Annotated in this window: 19 protein-coding genes, 1 tRNA gene and 1 pseudogene; 11 read left to right on the forward strand and 10 right to left on the reverse strand. The window is 69.1% G+C overall.

Annotated elements, in window-relative coordinates; genetic code table 11:
- Positions 1 to 65 precede the first annotated feature (65 nt).
- Positions 66 to 281 (forward strand): hypothetical protein, encoded by a 216-nt coding sequence (locus AW272_RS10620; protein WP_066363234.1) that lies wholly within the window; start codon positions 66 to 68, stop codon positions 279 to 281.
- 57 nt (positions 282 to 338) lie between these two features.
- On the opposite strand, the gene AW272_RS44925 is transcribed toward AW272_RS10620, so the two are convergent.
- Both AW272_RS44925 and AW272_RS45980 read right to left on the reverse strand, forming a co-directional pair.
- Positions 339 to 728 carry a Rossmann-fold NAD(P)-binding domain-containing protein gene (locus AW272_RS44925; RefSeq protein ID WP_245657392.1) on the reverse strand — a complete coding sequence of 130 codons (390 nt, stop codon included), beginning with the start codon at positions 726 to 728 and terminating at the stop codon, positions 339 to 341.
- 79 nt (positions 729 to 807) lie between these two features.
- A pseudogene (locus AW272_RS45980) lies at positions 808 to 1,005 on the reverse strand (SDR family NAD(P)-dependent oxidoreductase); the annotation flags it as partial.
- Positions 1,006 to 1,070: 65 nt separating this feature from the next.
- On the opposite strand from AW272_RS45980, the gene AW272_RS10630 reads away from it, so the two are divergent.
- Entirely contained in the window at positions 1,071 to 1,730 is a 660-nt protein-coding gene (locus tag AW272_RS10630; RefSeq protein WP_218010842.1) for a TetR/AcrR family transcriptional regulator, read from the forward strand.
- Positions 1,731 to 1,773: 43 nt separating this feature from the next.
- On the opposite strand, the gene secA2 is transcribed toward AW272_RS10630, so the two are convergent.
- Positions 1,774 to 4,008 (reverse strand): accessory Sec system translocase SecA2, encoded by a 2,235-nt coding sequence (secA2, locus tag AW272_RS10635; RefSeq protein ID WP_066363236.1) that lies wholly within the window; start codon positions 4,006 to 4,008, stop codon positions 1,774 to 1,776.
- A 145-nt stretch (positions 4,009 to 4,153) separates the two neighbouring features.
- On the opposite strand from secA2, the gene AW272_RS10640 reads away from it, so the two are divergent.
- Positions 4,154 to 5,746, forward strand: a complete 1,593-nt coding sequence (locus tag AW272_RS10640; protein WP_066363238.1) for a phytoene desaturase family protein — start codon at positions 4,154 to 4,156, stop codon at positions 5,744 to 5,746.
- Between the two features lie 45 nt (positions 5,747 to 5,791).
- Entirely contained in the window at positions 5,792 to 6,649 is an 858-nt protein-coding gene (locus AW272_RS10645) for a DMT family transporter (RefSeq protein ID WP_066363240.1), read from the forward strand.
- On the opposite strand, the gene AW272_RS10650 is transcribed toward AW272_RS10645, so the two are convergent.
- The gene (locus tag AW272_RS10650) at positions 6,639 to 7,745 is read right to left on the reverse strand and encodes an FAD-dependent monooxygenase (RefSeq protein WP_066363248.1); all 1,107 of its coding nucleotides are present in this window, start codon (positions 7,743 to 7,745) and stop codon (positions 6,639 to 6,641) included. The genes AW272_RS10645 and AW272_RS10650 overlap by 11 nt on opposite strands.
- 74 nt (positions 7,746 to 7,819) lie before the next feature.
- Between AW272_RS10650 and AW272_RS10655 the strand changes: the two genes are divergently transcribed.
- Positions 7,820 to 8,404: a TetR/AcrR family transcriptional regulator gene (locus AW272_RS10655; RefSeq protein ID WP_245657393.1), complete on the forward strand. Its 585-nt coding sequence runs from the start codon at positions 7,820 to 7,822 to the stop codon at positions 8,402 to 8,404.
- Here the strand turns inward: AW272_RS10655 and AW272_RS10660 are convergent.
- The gene (locus AW272_RS10660) at positions 8,382 to 8,957 is read right to left on the reverse strand and encodes a YdeI/OmpD-associated family protein (RefSeq protein ID WP_066363260.1); all 576 of its coding nucleotides are present in this window, start codon (positions 8,955 to 8,957) and stop codon (positions 8,382 to 8,384) included. The two genes, AW272_RS10655 and AW272_RS10660, sit on opposite strands and share 23 nt — an antisense overlap.
- Before the next feature lie 136 nt (positions 8,958 to 9,093).
- On the opposite strand from AW272_RS10660, the gene AW272_RS10665 reads away from it, so the two are divergent.
- The 4 genes from AW272_RS10665 to AW272_RS10680 all read left to right on the forward strand — a co-directional run bounded on the left by AW272_RS10665 (position 9,094) and on the right by AW272_RS10680 (position 13,755).
- Complete coding sequence (locus AW272_RS10665) at positions 9,094 to 10,038, forward strand: phosphotransferase family protein (protein ID WP_066363262.1); 945 nt, start codon at positions 9,094 to 9,096, stop codon at positions 10,036 to 10,038.
- A 3-nt stretch (positions 10,039 to 10,041) separates the two neighbouring features.
- Positions 10,042 to 11,235 (forward strand): acyl-CoA dehydrogenase family protein, encoded by a 1,194-nt coding sequence (locus tag AW272_RS10670; protein ID WP_066363264.1) that lies wholly within the window; start codon positions 10,042 to 10,044, stop codon positions 11,233 to 11,235.
- Positions 11,236 to 11,428: 193 nt separating this feature from the next.
- Positions 11,429 to 12,598, forward strand: coding sequence for an acyl-CoA dehydrogenase family protein (locus AW272_RS10675; protein ID WP_218010857.1), 1,170 nt, complete (start codon positions 11,429 to 11,431; stop codon positions 12,596 to 12,598).
- Positions 12,595 to 13,755 (forward strand): acyl-CoA dehydrogenase family protein, encoded by a 1,161-nt coding sequence (locus AW272_RS10680; protein ID WP_066363274.1) that lies wholly within the window; start codon positions 12,595 to 12,597, stop codon positions 13,753 to 13,755. Before AW272_RS10675 ends, AW272_RS10680 begins: the two co-directional genes overlap by 4 nt.
- Before the next feature lie 157 nt (positions 13,756 to 13,912).
- On the opposite strand, the gene AW272_RS10685 is transcribed toward AW272_RS10680, so the two are convergent.
- Positions 13,913 to 14,512 carry a TetR/AcrR family transcriptional regulator gene (locus AW272_RS10685; RefSeq protein WP_066363276.1) on the reverse strand — a complete coding sequence of 200 codons (600 nt, stop codon included), beginning with the start codon at positions 14,510 to 14,512 and terminating at the stop codon, positions 13,913 to 13,915.
- Between the two features lie 165 nt (positions 14,513 to 14,677).
- Between AW272_RS10685 and AW272_RS10690 the strand changes: the two genes are divergently transcribed.
- Positions 14,678 to 15,445 (forward strand): nuclease-related domain-containing protein, encoded by a 768-nt coding sequence (locus tag AW272_RS10690; protein ID WP_066363278.1) that lies wholly within the window; start codon positions 14,678 to 14,680, stop codon positions 15,443 to 15,445.
- Here the strand turns inward: AW272_RS10690 and AW272_RS10695 are convergent.
- The 3 genes from AW272_RS10695 to AW272_RS10705 form a co-directional block, all read right to left on the reverse strand.
- Complete coding sequence (locus AW272_RS10695) at positions 15,401 to 16,591, reverse strand: low temperature requirement protein A (RefSeq protein ID WP_066363280.1); 1,191 nt, start codon at positions 16,589 to 16,591, stop codon at positions 15,401 to 15,403. The two genes, AW272_RS10690 and AW272_RS10695, sit on opposite strands and share 45 nt — an antisense overlap.
- A 257-nt stretch (positions 16,592 to 16,848) precedes the next feature.
- On the reverse strand, positions 16,849 to 18,165 hold the full coding sequence (locus AW272_RS10700) for a vWA domain-containing protein (protein WP_066363282.1): 1,317 nt from the start codon (positions 18,163 to 18,165) through the stop codon (positions 16,849 to 16,851).
- Between the two features lie 37 nt (positions 18,166 to 18,202).
- Complete coding sequence (locus AW272_RS10705; RefSeq protein WP_066363284.1) at positions 18,203 to 19,048, reverse strand: AAA family ATPase; 846 nt, start codon at positions 19,046 to 19,048, stop codon at positions 18,203 to 18,205.
- Between the two features lie 90 nt (positions 19,049 to 19,138).
- On the opposite strand from AW272_RS10705, the gene AW272_RS10710 reads away from it, so the two are divergent.
- Positions 19,139 to 19,212, forward strand: a tRNA-Lys gene (locus tag AW272_RS10710).
- 44 nt (positions 19,213 to 19,256) lie between these two features.
- On the opposite strand, the gene AW272_RS10715 is transcribed toward AW272_RS10710, so the two are convergent.
- Positions 19,257 to 20,090: a helix-turn-helix transcriptional regulator gene (locus AW272_RS10715; protein WP_066363287.1), complete on the reverse strand. Its 834-nt coding sequence runs from the start codon at positions 20,088 to 20,090 to the stop codon at positions 19,257 to 19,259.
- Between the last annotated feature and the right edge of the window lie 47 nt (positions 20,091 to 20,137).

A 20,137-nucleotide genomic window follows, 5' to 3' on the forward strand; every position in this document is an offset into this window, starting at 1 on the left:
GTGATCGCCGGTTGAGTATCAGCGGGTAGCGGAAATTTCGCGCGGATCCAAAGGAAGGCAACACCATGAGAGTTCTGAAAAGGGCGTTCGTCGGTCTCGCCATCGCCGGCGCGGTTTTCTCCATGTCAGGAACCGCCCACGCCGAAAGCAAGTTCTACGGCGGCTACCCCGACTCGGGTAACTGCAATTACTGGCGATCGGCCGTGAAGGCGGCCGGATGGTCCGTGTCCACCTGCACCTATTCGACGCCCAACAAGTGGCACTTCACCGCGTGGCGCTAATCGCGGCCTAATACGAAGAAGGGCCCGAGCCTTTACGGCTCCGGGCCCTTCCGCGCGTCACCCGAAGACTCCGGTCAGCCGCGTGGAAACGAGCCAGAGCCGTTCGGCGTCGCCCTCGTCCAAGGCCTTTCCCGGTACGCGGGCCGCCTTCGCCGGCCCGGTCAGCTCGCCGAACCCGCCCGGCCCGTAGTAGCCGTCGCTCACCGCCTCGGGGCTTGTCGCCGCGAACCACGCAGGGAGGATCCCGCCGTCGACCTCCTGCCACAGGCCGGGGATCCGGTAACTGGCCGCGTTGACCCAGCCCACCAGCCGGGCGCGTGACCCCGACGCCCCGTGGGTGGGCCCGGTGACCTGGAGGTTCGTCTTCGTCGCCCCTGGGTGGGCGGCGTTGCTCAGCACGTCCCAGCCGTTCGCGCGGGACCTGCGGTCGAGTTCCCGGGCGAACATCAGGTTCGCCAGCTTCGAGGTGCCGTAGGCGATCCGCGGGCTGTAGTTCCGGGTGCTCTGCAGGTCGTCGAAGTGCCGCGACCGACTCCAGGTCGGCCAGGTCGAACAGCTCGACCCGCAGCCGCGCCGCCGGGAACTCGGCCTTGAGCCGGGCGGCGGCCGCCCGGCCCTTGTCGCCGTTCCTGACGGCCATGACGACCTCGGCTCCCTCCCGTACGAAGCGTCTGGTCAGGCCGTATCCGATTCCGGAGTTCGCTCCGGTGACAACTGTGTACATGAGTGCCAATTTAAGAGACCACTGGTCTTTTAACAAGAGACCAGGGGTCTGATATGGTAAAGATCATGGATTTCCAGCGGGCCAGGAAGCCGGAACAGGTGGAGGCGAGACGGGCCGCGATCCTCGGCGTCGCCCGGGAGATGCTCCGCGACCGCCCGCTGGCCGACATCAGCCTCAACGAGCTCAGCGCCACGGTCGGCCTGGCCAAATCCAACGTGCTGCGTTACTTCGGCAGCCGTGAGGTGATCTTCTTGGAGGTCCTCGACGAGACCTGGCGTGACTGGCTCGATCGGCTGACCCTCGACCCGGGCGCAGAGGGCCCGGGTTACGTACGGGAAGAGCGGATCGCTAGTCAGATCGCCGACGCCATGGTCGCCGACCCGAGACTGTGTGAGCTGGTCGCGGCGATGGCCTCGGTACTCGAACGCAACATGCCGCTCGACTACGCCCGCGAGTTCAAACGCCGCGCGAGCGCCAACACCGACCGTTTCGCCACGATGGTGGGCGCGGTGCTGCCGCACCTGAGCCGGGCCGCGTCGAGTCACTTCGCGGGTGCGGTCTTCGTCATCACCGCGGGCCTGTGGCCCTACGCCACGCCGTCCGACACGGTCGCCCAGGTGTCGAGGGAGATGGGCATCCCCCCGGCCGCCGAGATGTTCGCGGCCGGGCTGCGCGAAGGACTGACCAACCTCATCATCGGCCTGTCGGTCCGGGCACAGACCTGAGACCGGGCTGGGTGCGGTCTGCCGCGGCGTGCTCGGGCCCGGCCTAGCCCTTCTTGCGGCCGCGCAGTGCCGAGGACACGCGCCGGAGCACCCGGTCCCAGTCGCTGCCGAACGGGTTCTCCGACACCAGGTAGGTCCATGTCGCGGTCGGTCGCTTCATGCCCTGCTCGGACAGCGGCGCCGACAGGTCGAGGGTGTCGAGGCTCGCCGTCGAGCGCTTCTCGATCTCTTCGAGGAGTTTCCGGTACGCCGGCAGCGCCTCCCGGTTGAACTCGTCGATCGGGCTGAGGCGGCCGAGCGCGCGCAGGTGGATGCCTTCGCGCAGGTCGGCCAGGTAGCCGAGGTGGTCGGTCCAGCAGCGGTCGAGGTGGAACAGCACGATCTGGCGGGCGGCCGAGGAGACGGCCTCCTCCGACGACTGCTCGACCAGCTCCCGGTAGCGCTCGGGGCGGGCTTCGCGCAGGGCGTCGGCGCCGGAGTCGCCGTACAGGATGCGGTCGCGGTGTTCCAGCAGGCGGGTGCGCTGCTCCTCCAGGACGCGGGTGTAGCGCCAGGTGTTGCGGTGGATCTCGGTGTTGACGCCCTCGGCGATGCGCTGGGCGTGGCCGACCAGGTAGGAGCCCTGCTTGTCGCGGATCTGCCCGTCCTTGTCGGCCTTGGGCAGGTTCTCCTCGGGCAGGTAGGCCTTCAGCAGGTCGTCTTCGCCGCTGACGAAGAACACCGACCTGCCGGGGTCGCCCTGCCGGCCGGAGCGGCCGCGCAGCTGGTCGTCGAGGCGGCTGGACGGGTGCCGGCCGGTCCCGATGACCAGCAGGCCGCCCAGTTCGGCGACCTTCGGGGACCCCAGGCGGATGTCGGTGCCGCGCCCGGCCATCTGGGTCGAGACCGTCAGCGCGCCCAGTTCGCCCGCCTTGGCGATGATGGCGGCCTCTTCGGCGTCGTTCTTCGCGTTCAGGACGACCGGTTCGAGGCCCCGGGAGCGCAGTTCCTTGGACAGCGACTCCGACTCGGCGACGTCGAGCGTGCCGATCAGGATCGGGCGGCCGGTGGCGTGCTGGGTGACGATCTCGTCGGCCAGCGCCAGTTCCTTGTCGATCAGCGACGGGTAGAGGCGGTCGGGCTCGTCGACGCGGATGAAGGGGCGGTTCGGGGCGACCACGGCGACCTTGAGCTTGTAGAACTCGCGCAGGTTCTCGCCGACGGCCACGGCGGTGCCGGTCATGCCGCAGATCTCGGGGTAGCGGGTGAGCAGGCCCTGGATGGTGATCGAGTCGATGATCTCGCCGGTGTCGGAGGGGGCCAGCTTCTCCTTGGCCTCCACCGCCGCCTGGAGCCCGTCGGGCCAGCGCTGGAGCTGGGCCACCCGGCCGCGCGAGGCGTTCACCAGCTGCACCCGGCCGTCGCGCACGATGTAGTCGACGTCGCGGACCAGCAGCGCGTGGGCGTGGAGGGCGAGGTTGACCTCGGTGACGGTGCCGGGGTGGTCGTACAGGGAGATCCCGAGAGCGCTTTCGACGGTGTCGGTGCCCTTGCTCGTCAGGAAGACGTTGCGGCCCTCGTCGTCGAGCTCGAAGTGGTAGCCGCGCGACAGGCGGCGGACCAGCGCGGCCATCTCGGGGACCGCCGCGCCCGCGTCGGTGGCGCCGGCCAGCACCAGCGGCACGCGGGCCTCGTCGACGAGCACCGAGTCGGCCTCGTCGACCAGGGCGACCTGCGGGACCGGCTGGACGGTCGCGTCGGGGTCGGTGGCCAGGCGGTCGCGCAGGAGGTCGAAGCCGATCTCGCTGACGTTGGCGTAGGTGATGTCGCAGGCGTAGGCGGCCCTGCGTTCCTCGGCCGTGGACGTCTCGGCGATCCACCCGGCCGTCAGGTTCATCGCCGTGTAGAAGGGCGCCATCCACTCGGCGTCGCGGCGGGCCAGGTAGTCGTTCACCGAGATGGCGTGCACCGACTTGCCGCGCAGCGCGAATCCCGCGGCTGCGAGCGCGCCCGCGAGGGTCTTGCCCTCGCCGGTGGCCATCTCGACGACGTTCCCCGACAGCATGGCGAGCGTGCCGACGAGCTGCACGTCGAACGGGCGTTCACCGAGGGTGCGGTCGGCGACCTCGCGGACCGCCGCGCAGAACTCGGCGGAGCCGACTTCCGCCGCGGCCATCTCGCGCAACTCCTCGATGGAGAGGCCGCGCGCGCGGTCGGCGAGCGCCCCGGCGGCGGCGACTGTCCGCGCGAAGGGCGCGATGTCGACGCTGCCGGGTTTCTCAAGGAAACGCCGGATCATCTGGGATAGAGAGGCCACGCCCGCTCCAACGCGCCGAACGAGTAGGTCGTTCCTGGGCACCCCGTAGGAAAAACCCCGGAATGACCGATGCTAGACCCATGGGTGGCCCTTGCGCTTTGACTGGTTATCCAGTCAGTGTTGAAGGATGAACGAGATCGCCGCCCAGCTCGGCCAGGTGGGGCTCCCGGAACCGGTGAAAGCCCTGGCGAGTCGCCGGTGGGATGTGATCGTGGTCGGTGGCGGCCACAACGGCCTGACATGTGCCGCTTACCTGGCACGAGCCGGCAAATCGGTACTGGTGCTGGAGGCCCGGCAGCGCCTCGGCGGCGCGTGCACCCTGGAACGCCCGTTCGAAGATCCCCGGTACGTCGTGAGCCCCTGCGCCTATGTGATCGGCCTGCTCGACGAGACGGTCATCCGCGAACTCGACCTGAAACGGCGCGGCCTCGATTTCACGCTCGCCGACCCCCAGCTGTGGATCCCCTACGACGACGGCACCGCCTTCGCCCAGTGGCTCGACCACGACCGCACGGTCAACTCGCTCCGCGATCTCGGCCTGCCCCAGAAGGAGATCGACGGCTACCTCGCGTACGAGGACCTCTTCGACCGCATGCGGATCAAACTCCGCAAGGGCGCCCGCGACACCTGGATCGGCGACTCGCCCTCCCGCGAGGAACTCGGCGCGCTGCTGGACGACACCTATATGTCCGACGTCCTGTTCCACGCCTCGATCGCGGACGTCATCGACGACTTCGTCACCGACCAGCGGCTCAAGGACGCCCTGTTCGGCCAGGGCATCATCGGCACCTACGCCGGTCCGGACGATCCCGGCACGGCCGCCGTCAAGCTCATGCACTTCATCGGCGAACTCGACGGCGTCGGCGCGGTCTGGGGCTACGTCAAGGGCGGGATGGGGATGGTCAGCTTCGCCATCGCCGACGCCGCCCGCGAGGCCGGCGCGGTGCTGGCCGCCGGTGTGCCGGTCGCCCAGGTCATCCCCGGCGAGGGCGTCTGCCTGGAGGACGGCACGTTCATCGCCGCCGAGAAGATCGTCTCCAACGCCGACCCCAAACGCCTGATGACGATGGTCGCCGACGCCCCCGCCGACTACCGGCTGCGCATCGCCGAATGGGACGTCCGCAGCCCGGTGGTCAAGTTCAACGCCGCCCTGCACCGCCTGCCCTCCTGGACGGCCGCCCCAGGCGAGACCTTCATGGCGCGCGGCGTGGTCGACGTGACGACCGGCCTCGCCGAGGCCCAGCGCGCGTTCGAACGCTGCGAGGCCGGCGAACCGGCGGTGGGGTTCGGGGAGATCTACGTCCAGCCCGGAGCTCCGGAGGGGACGCATCTCATGAGCGTTTTCGGGCAGTACGCCCCCTACGCGGTCAAGGGCGGCTGGGAGGCCCGCCGTGACGAGGTGGCCAGACAGTTCATCGACCTCATCGGCCGGTACGCCCCCGACTTCGCCGACTGCCTGGCGGACTACGAGGTGCTCGGGCCGCCCGACATCGAGGCCCGCGTCGGGCTCACCGGCGGGCACATCTTCCAGGGCGAGGTACGGCCGGACCAGATGTGGGATCGGCGGTTGACCTCCCGTACACCGATGGAAGGGGTGTATCTCTGTGGTGCGGCCACCCATCCCGGCGGCAGTGTTATCGCCCTCAATGGGCGGAACGCCGCCATGGCCGTGCTGGTGGATATGGGAGACTCGACCCGGGGAACGGTCGATTGTCCCTAAGCTAATTCGGGTGACTCACACCCTCGGACTTTCCGGAGCATGCCCATGAGCTGGCTGGGGTTCACCATTGCCCTGCTGGGTGCGCTCGGTTATGCCCTGGGAGCCGCTCTCCAGCAGTTCGAGGCCGTCGCCCAGGGAGCCACCCTGCGGCTCGTCCGCCGGCCGCGCTGGTGGATCGGCGGGGCCATCAGTTTCAGCGGCGCCTGCCTCCACGCGGTCGCGCTCAGCTTCGCGCCGCTCATCATCGTGCAGCCGATCAGCGTCGCCACTCTCGTGTTCGCGGTGCCGCTGGCCGCCTGGCTGCACGGACGCCGGGCGCACCGGAGTGAATACCTCGGCTCGGCGGCCGTCGCGGCCGGGCTGCTGTGGCTGATGCTGCTGGTCCCGGCGCACAACACGACACCGTCGATGTCCACGAACGAGGGCGTCGGGCTGATCCTGGTGGTCGCCCTGATCGCCGCCGCGAGCTTCGTGTCCGCCCGGTTCTTCACCGGGGCGGGCAAGGCCATCTGGATGTCGATCGGCGCGGGTTCGGTCACCGCGACCGTGTCGACGTTCGTGCGGGTGGTGGGCGCCAACTTCAACGGTGCCTGGGGCGATTTACTGCACTGGTTCGCCCTCGCGATCCCGCTGCTGCTGATCGCGGCGGTCGTGCTGCTGCAGAAGTCCTATGAGGTCGGTTACTTCGGCATCGCCTACGCGACCGTGCAGATCATCGACCCCATCACCTCCATCACCGCCGGGACGGTGCTGCTCGGCGAGCCGCTGCCGACCGGCGTCGGCCAGGTCATCCCCGCGCTGATGGCCACCGCGATCCTCGTCTGGGGCACCATCACGCTCAGCCGGTTAGCGCCCGACCACTCGCCCAAGCTCGACGAGGTCAAGCAGCCCGTCACGGTCTGACCGGCGGCTCCCAGGCGAAGACCGAGTCCATCTGCCGCAGCGCCGCCGTCGTGCCGAGTCTTCCGGCCAGGCCGATCATCGTGTCGCGTGCCGCCACCGCGAGCGGGTTGCGCCAGGCGGTCATCCGGGAGATGGTCCGCGACCGCTTCACGATCGGCGTCGTGCGCGGCAGCCGCGCCGCCGAATAGGCGCTCAGATCGGTGGTGTACGCCAACGTGATCGCGTCTTCGATCGCCTGGCAGGCCCCCTGACCCAGGTTCGGGGTCATGGCGTGGGCGGCGTCGCCGAGGAGCGCCACCTTGCCGACGTGGAAGGCCGGGGGAGCGGTCTCCAGGCTGAAGATGTCGGTGCGGATCACCCTCGCCGGGTCGGTGCGGTCGAGCAGCGCCGGGATGGGGTCGTGCCAGCCCGCGAACAGGCGCCTCAGCTCGGCCAGTTCGCCCGGCGCCGTGCCGCCGGGCGGGGCCGGCGCGGTGGCGTACCCGTAGATCTGCTCGCCGACCAGCGGCATCACGCCGAAGACCTGGCCGTCGCCCCATGACTCCGACGGCTGCGCGGTGCCGTCGGCGATGAACCGCCAGCTCGTCACGCCCGCGTAGACCGGGCCGGGCAGCGACGGGAACAGGGTCTGCCGGACGCGGGAGCGGATGCCGTCGGCGGCCACCACCAGATCAGCTCGCAGCTCGCCTTTCGAAGTGCTGACCACGCCGTCGGCGGTGACCAGCTTCACCGGGGTGTTGAGCTCGATCTCCGGGGCCTTCTCCGCCAGCAGGTTCGCCAGGACCGCCCGGTGCAGGAGCACGGTCGGGTCGCCGTAGCGCTTCTCGGCGGCCTCGGCGCTGGTGCGCGACAGCCACTTCCCTGTCTTGGTCCTGATGCCGCCCGAGCCCTGGAACGCCGCCAGCTTCCGCACCTGGTCGCCGACGCCGATCACGTCGAGCGCGCGCAGCGCGTTGGGCGCTATCGCCAGCCCGGCGCCGACCGGCTCGATCGAGGCGGCCCGCTCCAGCACGGTCACCGCCCAGCCCTGCTGCTTCAGCGCGGCGGCTGCGGTCAGCCCGCCGATCCCGGCGCCGACGACCACGGCATGTCTCATTTCGGGGCCCCTCAGGAAAGGAAACTACATCTGTAGTATGCAGAGGTTAACACTACATGTGTAGTCTGCGCGAGGTGAGCACTGACCGGACGCGACTCATCGGGGACGCGGCGATCGAGATCCTCGCCGACCTGGGCATGCGCGGGCTGACCCACCGCGCGGTCGACGCGGCGGCCGGGCTGCCGGCCGGGTCGACGTCCAACCTGGCCCGCAGCCGCGCCGCGCTGCTGGAACTCGCGCTGGCCCGGCTGACCGAGCTGGAGGACGAGCACTTCGCCGAGCTGCTGACCCAGCCGCTTCCCGTCGATCGCCGGGAGGCCATGGTCGAGCTGCTGGCGGTGTCGACGTACAAGATGACGGGCGTCGACCGGCGGCGCAGCGTCGCCCGCTACGAACTGGCGCTGGAGGCCACCCGGCGGCCCGAGTTGCGCGCCGTCTACGACGACATCGGGCGTCGCTACCGCGAGCCGTCCGTCGCCATGTTCGCCGCCGCCGGGACCTCCGACCCGGCCCGGCACGGCCGCCAGCTCGTCGCCTTCACCGAAGGGCTGCTGTTCGACGCCGTGGTCGGCGCCGGGGGCGCGCCCACGCTCGGCGACCTGCGGGCCGCGTTCGCCGAATACCTGTCGGCCGTGTTCAGGGACGCGTCGCCGACCTGATGCGGCGGCCGGCCCCCGAGTCCTCGATCAGGGTCGCGAGGCGGCGCAGCCGGGTCTCCTCCTTCTTGGCGCTGATGACCCAGTAGATGGCGGTCCGGCGATACCAGGGGGCCTGGCCCTCGAACCAGTCCCAGGCGGCCTTGTCCTCCTGGAACCGCGCGGCGTACTCCTCCGGCAGTTCGGCGGCCTGACGCTGTTCGTAGGCGTAGATCTCGGACCGTTCCGCGGAGCGGGCCTCGAAGGCGGCCAGGCCCGTCTCGTGGACGACGCCCGTCTCGATCAGCTCGCGGATGCGACTGATGTTCACCGAGCTCCACGTGCTGCGCGGCTTGCGGGGGGTGAAGCGGATGACGTAGGACTCGGGGCCGAGGCTCTTGCGCACGCCGTCGATCCAGCCGAAGCAGAGCGCCTGGTCGACCGACTCCGGCCAGGTGAGGCTCGGCCTGCCGGTGGAGCGTTTGTGGAAGCCGACCCACAGTTCGGTCTCGGCGGCGTGGTTGGCGGCCAGCCAGGCGTACAGCTCGTCGGGGGTTTCGAAGAACGTCGGTTCCATGGGCAGTCACCCTAGGGTCGTGGGGGTCCGGCCGACCCGAACCACATGTCCTGATATATCCAGAAAAAACGCCGTGTCGTGGTTGTGTCCAGCCCGTGTCGACAGTCATACCGGCTGGTCGGTATGCTCGCGAGCTGTGAAAGTGCCCGGACTGGATCTCGACCGTCTCGCCGCCCGTCTCGAAACCGCCGGCGTCACCCGTGGCCCGCTGACCGCCGAACTGATCGAGGGCGGCAAGTCCAATCTCACCTACATCGTCCGTGACGCGGAGCGGACCGTCGTGGTGCGCCGCCCGCCGCTCGGCCACGTGCTGGCCACCGCCCACGACATGGGCCGGGAGTTCCGGGTGATGGGCGCGCTGCAGCACACCGACGTGCCGGTGCCGCGCATGTTCCACTTCTGCGACGACGTCGAGGTGGCCGGCGCGCCCTTCTACGTCATGGAATACGTCGAGGGCACCCCCACGCCGCTGTCTCAGGAGGTGGGGGAGCATCTGGCCGACGTACTGGCGAGACTGCACGTGATCGATCCGGCCGCCGTGGGCCTGAGCGACTTCGGGCGGCCTGAGGGGTTCCTCGACCGGCAGGTCAAGCGGTGGAAGCGGCAGCTCGACGCCTCCCGCAGCCGCGAGGTCGCCGGGATCGACGAGCTGTTCGCCCGGCTGGCCGGCGACGTGCCGGGGTCGGGGGCGCCCGCGATCGTCCACGGCGACTTCAAGCTGGGCAACACGCTGATGCGCGACGGAAGAGTGGCGGCGGTGCTCGACTGGGAGATGTCGACCCTCGGCGACCCGCTCACCGACCTCGCGCTGTTCGTGCTCTACGCCGACTTCCCGAACCTCGACATCGGCGCGCTCGGCGGCGAGGTCGACGTGACCGCGCTGACCGCCCGCTACGCCGCGGAGTCGGGCCGCGACGTGTCCCGGCTGGGCTGGTATGTCGGGCTGGCCTGCTTCAAGCTGGCCGTCATCACCGAGGGGATCTACTTCCGTTTCACCCAGGGCCTGACGGTCGGCGCCGGGTTCGCCGACATCGGGGACATCGTCGCGCCGCTCGTCGAGCGCGGCCTTCGGGAGGTCTGACACATGGATTTCGCCTTCGACGCGACGACTGAGGCCTATCGGGAGAAGCTCGAGGCCTTCATGGCCGAGCACGTCTACCCGGCCGAGCCGGTCTTCGAGGAGCAGGCCGCTTCGGGCGGCTGGGGCGCTCCGCCGATTCTCGACGAGCTCAAGGCCGAGGCCAGGAAGCGCGGGCTCTGGAACCTGTTCCTCCCGAGCGCGGGACTGACCAATCTTCAGTACGCCCCCCTCGCCGAGATCATGGGCCGATCGCCGGCCATCGCCCCGGTCGCGACCAACTGCGCCGCCCCCGACACCGGGAACATGGAGGTGCTGCACCAGTTCGGCACCGACGACCAGAAGAAGCGGTGGCTCGAACCGCTGCTGAACGGCGAGATCCGCTCGTCGTTCGCGATGACCGAACCCGACGTGGCCTCCTCCGACGCGACGAACATCGCCACCTCGATCGTCCGGGACGGCGACGAATACGTCGTCAACGGCCGCAAGTGGTTCATCACCGGTGCGATGAACCCCAACTGCGCGATCTTCATCGTGATGGGCAAGACCGATCCCGAGGCGCCCAAACACCGGCAGCAGAGCCAGATCCTGATCCCGCGCGACACCCCCGGCCTGACCGTCAAGCGCGGCATGTCGGTCTTCGGCTACACCGACAACGACCACGGCGGCCACGCCGAAGTGATCTTCGAGGACGTCCGCGTCCCGGCGGCCAACCTCATCGGTGAGGAGGGCGGCGGCTTCGCCATCGCGCAGGCCCGGCTCGGGCCCGGCCGCATCCACCACTGCATGCGCCTCATCGGCATGGCCGAACGGGCCATCGAGCTGATGTGCCGGCGGGCCTTGGCCCGCACGGCGTTCGGGAAGCCGGTGGCGCAGCAGGGGGTCGTCCAGGACTGGATCGCCGAATCGCGCGTGAAGGTCGAGCAGCTCCGGCTGCTCGTGCTGAAAACGGCCTGGCTGATGGACACCGCCGGCAACCGGGGCGCGCACACCGAGATCCAGGCCATCAAGATCGCCACCCCGATCACGGTGGAGTGGATCCTCGACAAGGCCATCCAGGTCCACGGGGCGGGCGGCGTCAGCCAGGACTTCCCGCTGGCCGCGCTGTGGGCCGGGGCCCGCAGCCTGCGCTTCGCCGACGGGCCCGACGAGGTCCACAAGCGGTCCCTGGCCTACCGGGAACTGAAGAAGCACACGTGATTCCACCGATACCGGACCGAAGAGCCGGTGCGGTACGACTTCTTACTTGAGGCAGATCACAGCGCGAGCCACGACCGGTCCTGTCTTCTGGGCAGGTTCACAGCGCGAGCCACGACCGGACTTCGTCCGTCCGCGTCTCGCGCTCCGTCCGCGTCTCGCTTGGCACGGCACGTCAGACAGGGGAAACCACGTGGTGGACGCGACGACGGTCAGGCAACGCGCGGAGGCGTTCCTGGCCGAGCACGACCCTTCGGAGCTGAGTCCGCTCGACTGGCTGCGGGCCAGGTTCGACGCCGGGCTGGCCTGGGTGCACTTTCCCGAAGGGCTGGGTGGCCTGGGCGCCCCGCGCGACCTGCAGGGGGTCGTCGACCAGCTCTTCCGGGGCACCCCCGACAACAACCCCGGCCGCATCGGCATCGGGCTCGGCATGGCCGCGCCGACGATCCTCGCCTTCGGCACCGAGGAGCAGCGGCGGCGCTTCCTGCGCCCGCTGTGGACCGGCGAGGAGGTGTGGTGCCAGTTGTTCTCCGAGCCCGGCGCCGGTTCCGACCTGGCGAGCCTGGCGACCAGGGCGGTCCGCGACGGCGACGACTGGGTCGTCGACGGTCAGAAGGTCTGGACGTCCAGTGCGCACCTGGCCCGCTGGGGCATCCTGGTCGCCCGGCACGACCCCGACCTGCCCAAACACCGAGGGCTGACCTACTTCGTCTGTGACATGGAGGCGCCGGGCGTCGAGGTGCGGCCGCTGCGCCAGATCACCGGCGAGGCCGAGTTCAACGAGGTCTTCCTGACCGGTGTCCGGCTCGGCGACGACCTGCGGCTGGGCGAGATCGGCGACGGCTGGAAGGTCGCCCAGACGACCCTCATGAACGAACGCGTCGCCATCGGCACGGCCGGGTCGCCGCGCCGCACCATGATGGGCATCTTCGCCGAGTCGTGGAACGAGCGTCCCGAGTCGCGCACGCACGACCTGCACCAGCGGGCGCTGGGGCTGTGGGTGCAGGGCGAGGTGATGCGGCTGACCGGACAGCGGCTGCGCGAGCAGCTCCTCGCCGGGCACCCAGGACCGGAGGGTTCGGGGATGAAGCTGCTGTTCTCGCGGCACCACCAGGAGGTCTCGGCGCTGGAGGTCGAGTTCCTGCGCGAAGACGGCCTGACCTACGACGACTGGACCTTCCGCCGCCCCGACGGGGTCGACTTCCTCGGCCGCGGGGCCGGATATCGCTACCTGCGCGCCAAGGGCAACTCGATCGAGGGCGGCACGTCCGAGATCCTCCGCAACATCGTGGCCGAGCGGGTGCTCGGGCTGCCGGCGGAACCCCGAACCGACGTCGCCGTGCCCTGGAAGGACCTGCCTCGATGACGCTGCTCTACACGGAGGTCGAGGAGGAACTGCGGACCGCCGTCCGCGACCTCCTCGCCGACAAGGCCCCCGTCGCCGCCGAGGGCGAGAACGCCGCCGCCTGGAACGGCCTGGCCCGCGACATCGGCGTGGCCGGGCTGCTGGTGCCGGAGGACCTCGGGGGAGCCGGGGCCTCCGCTCGCGAGGTCGCGGTGGTGCTGGAGGAACTGGGCCGGGCGGGCACCCCGACACCGTTCCTCACCTCGTCGGTGCTGGCGACCCGGGTGTTGCTGGACGCCGGATATCCCGATATTTCGCTATTGGCTGCCGGAGAGGTGACGGCTGCGCTGTGTGTCTCGCTGGCCGCCTCGCCTTATCGGGATATTTCGGTAGGCGTCCTCGACGAGGGCGTCGCCGGGCGGGAATCCGGAGCCGGTGGTCTCCAGGCGGGGGCCGCGCCGGAACGGGCCACTGGTGTTCTCCATGCGGGGGCCGCGGCGGAACGCGTGACGGGTGTTCTCCAGGCGGGTGTGGTGAGCGGGCGGTTCACCGGGGTCGCGGGTGCCGTCGGCGCTGACCTCTTCGTCGTGCCGCTCGACGGGGGCCGGGTCGCCGTGGTCGGGCGCGACCACGCCCGGGTCGAGCCCGTGGTCTCCCTGGATGTGACGCGCCCGCTCGCCGTGGTGACGGTGGACCGGGCTCCCGCCGTGGTGCTCGGAGGCGCTTCGGTGCGGGACGCGCTCCTGTTCGCGGGCGGGCTCATGGCCTCCGAGCAGGTGGGGGTGGCGGAGTGGTGCCTCACCACGACGGTGGCCTACCTGAAGGAGCGGCGGCAGTTCGCCCGGCCGGTCGGGTCCTTCCAGGCGCTCAAGCACCGGCTCGCCGATCTGTGGCTGGAGGTCGCGGGTGCCCGTGCGGCGGCGCGCAACGCCGCCGATCGGCTCGCCAGCGGCGCCGACGCCCGCGTGGCCGTGGCGGTCGCGGCGGCGCACTGTGGCGATGTCGCGGTGTGCGCGGCGGAGGAGGCCCTGCAGCTCCATGGAGGTATCGGGATGACCTGGGAGCATCCCATCCACCTCTATCTGAAGCGGGCCAAGGCCGACGCCATCGCCTTCGGCACCCCCGGCGCCCACCGCAACGCCCTGGGGCCTCTGGTCGGCCTCCCGGCACCGGAGTAGTGCCCCGTCAAGGCCAAGCCCCCCGTCACGGACGAAGGCCGGTCGGTGCAAGGCCTCGTTACGGGGCGCGGCGGGCGCGGCCGGTTGGCGCCGGGGGCGGGCGGTCCGGCGACGGCGGGCGGTGCCGGCCAGGCGGAGCCGTAACGGAAGAAATGCCTTAGCTTGCCGGTGTGAGCGACCTGAGCAGGAGGTCGGCGAAGTAGCGGCCGACCTCGCTGCCGGTGAGCGGGCCGTCGGGGTGGTACCAGGTGCCGAGGTGGTGGACCGAGCCGAAGAAGAAGTCGACCACCATCTCGGCCGGGACGTCGGTGTTGAAGACGCCCAGTTGCTGGCCTTCGAGGACGAGGTCGCGGAAGCGCTCGTGGTAGCGGCGGCGCTCGGCGCGGACGACCTTGCGGGTGTCGGGGGCCAACTGGTGGTTCGACCTGAAAAAGATCTTCGAATCGTCGAGGTTGTCGACTGTGGTATTGATCACATCGGCCGCCGCCGCGTGCAGGCGCTCAGCGACGGTGCCCTCACCGTCGGCGAAATGCCGCAGGCGGTCCATCTGCATGCGGAGGACCCGGCCGTAGATCTCGTGGAGAAGATCATCTTTGGAGTCGAAATAGTGGTACATGGCCCCTTTTGTCACGCCCGCGGCAGCTACGATTTCTTGAACGGACGTGCTCTCGAAGCCTTTGTCGGCGAAGAGACGCGTCGCCGCCGACAGCAACCGCTGGCGTACCGGTTCCTCGACGGACGTGCCCAACCGCGCCATACCGACCTCCTCTGATCGACGACCAGCATACCGACTGGTCGGTCAAGAAGAGGTTGTTTCAACCGGTGGTGGCGTAAGTGTGCTAGTTCCATCACCATCGTGGATCTGGAATCCCTGATCGGGTACGCCTTAGGCAAAGCTGCCCTAACTATCCGGGAGTGCAGGGTGCCCAACGGGTCCATCTATGTCCCGCGCGACGAGAAGTTCACCGGGTCGTCGCCCCAGAACCTGTACTTGACCTTCTGGCTCGCCGGCCGCAGGAACCGTCTCCGGCTGCGCGCCGCCTACTCGGTCGCCGGTCTCATCGCCGGCTACCTCCTCGCCGAGCGACTCGGCTGGAACGCCTTCATCACGGGTGTCGCCTTAGGCGCCCTGGTCGGCGGAACCGACGCCTTCATCGCATGGCGGTCCCACGAGCGCACCGCCGTCTGGCGCGGTAAACGGCGGGGGGAGGTCCGCACCGGACGCCTCCTCCGCCTGCTGCTGCGCCGCCGCGGCTACCGGGTGATGGACGGCCGCGCCGTCCCCGGCAAGGCCTCGGTCGACCATCTGATCATCGGCCCCGGCGGCCTGTGGATCGTCGACAACGAGGCCTGGTCGCCCGACACGATCGTGGCCAAGCACGGCAAACGACTCTTCTTCGACGAGAAGTACGGCACCAGCGTCGCCAAGGGCCTCATCGGCGCCGCGACGGACTTGGCCGAGGTCCTGACGAAGGAGACCGGAATCGAGGTGACGATCAGCCCCGTGCTCGCTTTGCACGGATGCACGATCGCCAACCGCTCAGGCGTGGTCAGCGGCGAGGGCTTGACCGTGGCCTACCCCAGCAGGATCCCCGGCGCCATCAGGCGCAACCCGACGGCCGAGCTCGACGCCGAGCAGGTCGAACTACTCAGCCGGACGGCCGCGCGCATCCTCCGACGGATGCGCTAGCAGCTCCTTCGTCAGCAGCGCGACCATGATCAGGGCCGTGACCAGCGTCGTCCACGGCCCCCCGATCACCAGCGCCAGCGGCGTCAGCGCGAGCACGACCACCCCGGTCCCCGCGAACACGACCGGCTTGAGGTCCCGCCTGCCGTTGGCGAACGCGTCGATGGCGGCGTACGCGAAGAGGAAGACCGCGACCGGCACGGTGAGAGCCAGTGCGACCCCCCATTCGGGCAGGTGCACGCCGTGGCCCCCGACCGACCCCGCCACCACTGCCACGCCCGCCCCGCCCGCCGCGATGGCGGCGAGGATGAAGTAGTGGCTGTAGGACCAGATGTAGGTGGTCGTGGCGTTCTTCCGGAGTGCCTTGAAGTCCAGGTAGCCGAAGTAGAGCCACCAGGTCGACAGCGCGATCAGCAGCGCCGCGACGGCGAGGATGGTCAGCTCGGTGACGTGGCCGCCCTCCTCGAACGCGCTCTGGATGGCCAGGGTCGCCGCGGTGATCGACTCACCGATGACGATCAGCGTGAACAGGCCGAAGCGCTCGGCGATGTGGTGCGGGTGGAAGCCGCCCTGGCCGCTGTTCCAGCCGGAGAACCACGGGACCGCCAGTTCGATCACGAACAGGATGAAGAACGCGATGATCCGGTAGTCGTCCGGCAGCGTGAGCTGAAGCACCCACAGGACCTGCACGGCCGCGGTTCCGCCGGCGATCTTCAACGACAGGTTTCTGACCGTCGGATGCTCTCTCCCGGCGCGTAGCCACTGGGCCACATAGCCGATGCGCATGATGACGTAGCCCAGCACGACCCAGCGGAAGTCGAGGTCGTTGAACGCCGAGGGGACCCCCGCCGCCAGCACGAGCGACCCCGCGATCTGCACGAACGCGAGCATCCGGTAGGGCCCGTCGTCGCAGTCGAAGGCGCTGGCGAACCACGTGAACGACATCCACGCCCACCAGATCGCGCCGAAGAGCATCAGGAAACTGATGATCCCCTGAGCGGCGTGCCCTTCGAGGAGGGCATGGTCGAGTTGCGCCGCGACCTGAGCGACGGCGGTGACGAAAACCAGGTCGAACAGCAGCTCAAGGGGTGTGGCGGTGCGGTGGGGCTCGGATGGGTCACGCGCGACCATCCCGGTCTTCCAGGGCATGCCCGCATCGTAGTCAGCGCCACCGCGCGCAACTCACACAGACGCGAAGCGGACGTACCCGGTCGGAGCCGGATGCGGGCGGTTACGAGATGGTGACGGATGGCGGCTGACTGCTCCCCGTGCGGGTGTGGATTGGGGGTGGCCAGAGATGGCTCGTGCGGGTGCGTGGCGGGCGCGGGCGGCTGGCGCCGGTTACGGGGCCTGCCGGGGGCGGTGGGCGGTGCCGGGGTGGGCGGAGCCGTAACGGAAGAAAAGTTTTAAGTGGTTTCTTCGATGAAAGCGGCCAGTTGTTGGACGTTTCGGCATTCGTACATGGGAACGACGGCGGCGTAGCCGCTGGCGACGGAATCGCCGGTGTCCCATTGGTTTCTCGGTTCGGGGTTGAGCCAATAGGCGTGCCTGACCTTTTCGGTGAGGCGTTTGAGTGTTTCGGTGTTCGGGGGTTGGTAGTTGGATCTGGCGTCGCCCAGGATGAGGAGGCTGGTTTTCGGCGTGAGGGCGCTCGCGTAGCGTTCTTCGAAACGGGTCAGGACGTGGCCGTAGTTGGTGCGGCCGAATCTGGTGATGTCGGCCTCGCCGGTCATGCGGGTGATGGCGTCGAGGACGTCGGTGCCGGGGGCGAAATACTTGGTGATCTCGTCGACGGTGTCGACGAACGCGAATGCGCGGACTTTCGTGAACTGCTCTCGCAGGGCGAAAGTGAGCAGCAGGGTGAATTGGGCGAAGCTCGAGACCGAGTCGCTGGCGTCGGTGATGACGACCAGCTCCGGTTTGTGCGGCCGCTTGGGCCTCAGGTGGGTGGTGAGGGGCACGCCGCCCGACTGCAGTGACGCCCTGACCGTTCTCCTGAAGTCGAGCCGGCCCCGGTCGCCCTTTCTGTGTTTCATCGACAGTCGGGTGGCCAGTCTTCTGGCCAGCGGATGGACCTCTCGCCGGAGTTCGGCCAGTTCGGCTTTGGTGACGCGGAGGAAGTCGCGGCGGTCGATCGACGGTTTGACGGCGGACCTGGTGATGCGTTCCCGGCCCTGGTCCTCCGCGATTCTCCGCCGGACGTCGGTGGCCACTTCGGCTTCGAAGGCGGCGATGTTCGCGGTGATGCGCTGACGAGCCAGTTTCTCGGCGAGACCGCCGCGTTCACCCAGCAGGCGGGCGATCAGCGTCTGCGGGGAGAGGGCACGCATGACCGGATAGGAGAACCACGACTGGCGTCCGGGACCTGCCTGGACCTGGCCGAACCGTTCGACCATGGCCTGGGCGAAGGCGCGGAACTCCGGAGTGCCGGGGTCGCCGGCGAGGAGATCGGCGAGTTCGGCTCTCAGGTCCTCAGGTTCGTCTTTTCGGAGTTTCGGCGGGGCCTGGGTCGTCGACGGGAACCAGAGGTCGAAGAGGACGTCGAAACCCTCCCGGTGTTGGGCGCGCTTCACCAAAGTGGCCGCGTAACTCTCGCGGAGGGTTTCCCGGCTGGTGAGGTCGATGTGCTGGAGCGCTTTGGCGGCGTCCAATCCTTCGGCGAGGGAGACGGGGAGGCCCGATTCCCGCAGGGCGTGGACGAAGCCGATATGGCGATCGATCATGGCGCGGCGACCTGTGGTCTGGCCTGCGTGGGGGCGGTCATGACCGCAGGCCCAGTTCTTTGGCCGCCCGCTGCTGATCGGAATGGTGTTTCAGGACGACGCCCAAAGTCTCCGCGATGGTCTGTTCGTCGAGGACTTCGCGGCCCAGTGCGAGCAGGGTGTGCGCCCAGTCGACGGTTTCGGCGATGCTCGGCGATTTCTTGAGTTCCAGGGCGCGGAGCGTGGCGGCCGTTCTGGCGAGCTGTTCGGCGAGGTTCTCGGCGATGCCGGGGACCTGGGCGACGACGATGTCGCGTTCGCGTTCTGGTGTGGGGTAGTCGAGGTGCAGGTAGAGGCAGCGGCGTTTGAGCGCTTCGCTGAGTTCCCTGGTCGCGTTCGAGGTGAGGACGACGAAGGGTTTCCTCGTGGCGGTGATCGTGCCAAGTTCGGGGATGGTGATCTGGAAGTCGGAGAGGATTTCCAGGAGGAGTCCTTCGACCTCCACATCGGCCTTGTCGGTTTCGTCGATCAGCAGGACGGTCGGGTTCTCCGATCGGATCGCCTTCAGGAGCGGGCGTTCGAGAAGGAAGTCCTCGGCGAAGATGTCGTCCCAGGCGTCGTCCTCGGCCTGGATTCGCAGGAGCTGCTTCTTGTAGTTCCATTCGTAGAGGGCTCTGGCCTCGTCGAGGCCCTCGTAGCACTGGAGCCTGATCAGGTCGGCGCCGGTCGCCTCGGCTATCGCCTTGGCGAGCTGGGTCTTGCCCACGCCCGCCGGGCCCTCGGCGAGGAGGGGTTTCTCCAGGACGCCGGCCAGGAAGACCGAGGTGGCGATGGCGTCGTCGGAGAGGTATCCGGTCTGTCTGAGACGGGTGGCGGCGTCCGACGGTGAGGCGAACCAGGTCACGTGGGCTTCCCTCTTGGCGTACCGAATGATGTTCTAGTGTAGCCCGATTTGGTGGGGGTTCGGTGGTGCGGTAATCTTCAAGGGCTTCAAGCGCCGCTAGCTCAGTTGGTTAGAGCAGCTGACTCTTAATCAGCGGGTCCGGGGTTCAAGTCCCTGGCGGCGCACCGACACAGCGCATCCGTGATTCCACGGGTGCGCTGTTCGCGTTTCAGCGGTTGTCCGCCCAGCTCGCGAGGGTGCGTAGCTTCTCCTCCGACGGGGAGCCGGTGGCCGCCGAGTAGATGATCAGCGACAGGTGCGGATCGGTCGGCGGGACCAGCGACTCGTAGTTGATCGACATGGTGCCGACCACGTCGTGGTGGAAGCGCTTGGTGCCATGGGTGTGCTGGAAGACCATGTAGTCGTCCCAGAAGTGCGCGAACCGCGGCGACCGCTCGGTGAGCTCGTCGACCAGCAGGGCCAGACGCGGGTTGTGGACGTCGTGGCCGGCGGCCAGTCGCAGGATCGCGACCATCTGCGCGGCGACCTCGTCCCAGTCGGGATAGACCGATCTCGCTTTGGGGTTGAGGAACATCCAGCGCACCATGTTGCGTTCGCCCGGCGGCATGGCCTCGAAGTCGTCGAGCAGGACCTTGCCCATCCGGTTCATCGCGACGACCTCCAGGCAGGGGCCGTGGAGCACCGCGGGCACCGGGTCGAGGGCGTCGAGCATCATCCGGACCGCCGCGCGGGCCCGTGGCGGTCGGTCACCGGCCGCGTCGGTCACCGGCTTGACCAGGGCGAACAGGTGGCGCCGCTCCAAAGCGTCGAGCCGCAGGGCGTCGGCGACGGCTCCCAGCACCTGCTCGGAGGCGCCTGTCGCGCGGCCCTGCTCCAGGCGTGTGTAGTAGTCGACGCTGACGCCGGCCAGCATCGCCAGTTCCTCCCGGCGCAGGCCGGCCACGCGGCGGCTCCCGGTCTTGATCGGAAGGCCGACATCAGCCGGGGTCAGCCGGGCCCGGCGGGAGCGAAGGAACTCGCGAATCTCCTGCGGCCGGGACATGAACCCAGTATCCCCGAGCGCCGTGGGTGGTCCTGCGGGAACCAGGT

The organism is Herbidospora mongoliensis, from assembly GCF_001570545.1.
Taxonomy (GTDB): domain Bacteria; phylum Actinomycetota; class Actinomycetes; order Streptosporangiales; family Streptosporangiaceae; genus Herbidospora; species Herbidospora mongoliensis.